This is a genomic window from Streptomyces sp. NRRL S-495, assembly GCF_000966955.1.
Classification (GTDB): domain Bacteria; phylum Actinomycetota; class Actinomycetes; order Streptomycetales; family Streptomycetaceae; genus Kitasatospora; species Kitasatospora purpeofusca.
This window is the reverse complement of record NZ_JZWY01000271.1, coordinates 1-2,003: the sequence shown is the minus strand read 5'-3', so window position 1 is coordinate 2,003 and position 2,003 is coordinate 1. Positions and strand designations below refer to the sequence as shown.

The following is a 2,003-nucleotide window of genomic DNA, read 5'->3' as shown; positions in this document are numbered from 1 at the left end:
ATCCGCTCGGCCTCGCGCCGGGCCTGCTCGATCAGTTCGTCCGCCCTGGCCTGCGCCTCGGCGTCGCTCTGCTTGATCCGGCCGAGCACCGCCTCCCGGAACTGCTCGGCCTCCTTGACCCGCCGCTCGGCGGTGGAGGAGATCGCCGCGTCCTCGGTGTCGGCCCTGCTCTGTGCCTCGGCGAAGGTCTCGTCGGCCTTGCGGCGCAGCTCGGCCAGCTTGGCCTCGGCCCGCTCGGAGGCCTCGGCGGCCGCGACCCGGACCTTGGCCGCGTGCGCGGTGGCGGCGTCCCGGACGGACCGGACCTCGCGGTCGGTGTCGGCCCGGATCGTCTCGGCCTCGGCCCGGGTGCGCTCGTCGGTGCGGCGCGCGGCCGCGTCGGCCTCGGTCCGGGTGACGGTCGCGTACTCCTTGGCGGCCCGGTCGGCCGCCTGGCCGGCCTCGTAGACCTCGTCGCGGAGGTCCTCGGCCGCGCGCTCGGCCTTGTCACGGACGGCGCGGGCCTCGTTCTCGGCCGTCCGGGCCAGCCCGGCGGCCTGCTCGCTGAGCACCTCGTAGTCCGGTTCCGGGGCATCGGCGGCGGCCTGCCTGACCTCGGCCAGCCGGCGTTCCATCTCCCGGATTCCGGACCCGAGCACGCTCAGCCGCTCCCACGCCTCGTCCCGCTGCGCGGTGTAGGCGGTCAGGGCTCGGTCGACCTGCTCGGGCGCGTAACCGCGCCGGGCAACGGTGAAGCCGTACTGGGGGACGGCGTCGCTCATGGGCTCTTCCCCTCGTGTCGCGGGCTGCGGAGCCCATGATCGGACGGATCGGTCCGCTCGGGAACCGGGTCAACGAACCCGGTCGGGATTCGAACGTCGAACGGATCGAAACATGTCGAGAATGGACGATTGCGACCATCCTCTTGACCTATTTTGCGCAGATCATGGCGAAACCCCAATGAGGCGCCGCCGCACCGGTACGCCGAAGGGGCCGTTCCGGACACCGGAACGACCCCCGGCCACCTGCGTGGATCCGGGGCCACCCGCTAGAGCAGGCCGTCCCAGAACTGCTCCAGCAGCACGGCCCACCAGGTGTCCGCGGACTGGAGCGCAGCCGGGTCGATCGCGGCCAGCTGAGCCTGGAAGTCGGTCGTCCAGCGACCGGCCTGGTCCGGGGTCAGCCCGTACCGCAGCCGCCACATCCGGCCCAGCAGGGCCAGCGAGCGGACGAACTCCGGTACACCTGTGTTGACGAACCGGGGCGCCTCCCCGGTTCCTTCGAGATCCATCGCGACCACGTGCGCCGTGCCGTACTGCACACACAGCTGCCGGCCGTAGTCGTTGCCCAGCACCAGGTAGCCGCCGAAGTCGGTGCTGCCCGCCAGGCCCCGTTCGGCCGCCAGCTCGGCGAGGGTCGGGATCGGCCGGCCCTCCTGGGCCTGCGCCCAGAAGAACGGTCCGAACTCGCGCGGCAGACCCGCCCACATCAGCGTCTGCGCCACCGGCTCGGGAACACCCTGCCGGGCCACCGCGCGCTGCTCGAAGCGGAACACGTTCGCCCCGAAGGCCTGGCCGAGCTCCTGGCCGAGCTGCTGCGGCGGGACCGGCTGCGGCGCCGGGACGGTGCCCGGGGCGGGCGGCGGCACCCGGAACGGCCGGACCCGCTGCGGACCGGAGGCCAGCTGGTGCAGCTCGTCCAGGTGATCCAGCAGCTGGGCCATGCCGGCCTGCCGGGAGTGGTGCTCCCGGCCGTAGTCGGCGGTGTGGGTGAGCCGGACGTTCGGCCAGGAGGCGGCGATCATCCGGTGGCAGTAGCCGCCGGGCAGGTCGCAGGACTCCAGCTCGGTGTAGAGCTCCAGCACCTGCTCCGGCGGCACGTTCAGCCGCCGCAGGTCCTGGAGGATCTTCCACTCCGGGTGCGGAGTGCCGGGCTCGCTGCGGTGCAGCAGCTTCTGCTCCGACCCGTCCGGGCCCCGGTAGCTGAGCGCGGCGAAGTAGCTCTGTCTCTTATACACATCTCTG

2 protein-coding genes are annotated in these 2,003 nt (G+C 72.7%); both read right to left on the bottom strand.

Annotation, left to right across the window (positions count from 1 at the left end):
• Positions 1–761: hypothetical protein (locus VR45_RS46930; protein ID WP_045940356.1), on the bottom strand; the 761-nt coding region annotated here is incomplete at its 3' end.
• Between the two features lie 266 nt (positions 762–1,027).
• A partial coding sequence (locus tag VR45_RS15570; protein WP_045940357.1) for an SUKH-4 family immunity protein occupies positions 1,028–2,003 on the bottom strand: 976 nt, incomplete at its 5' end.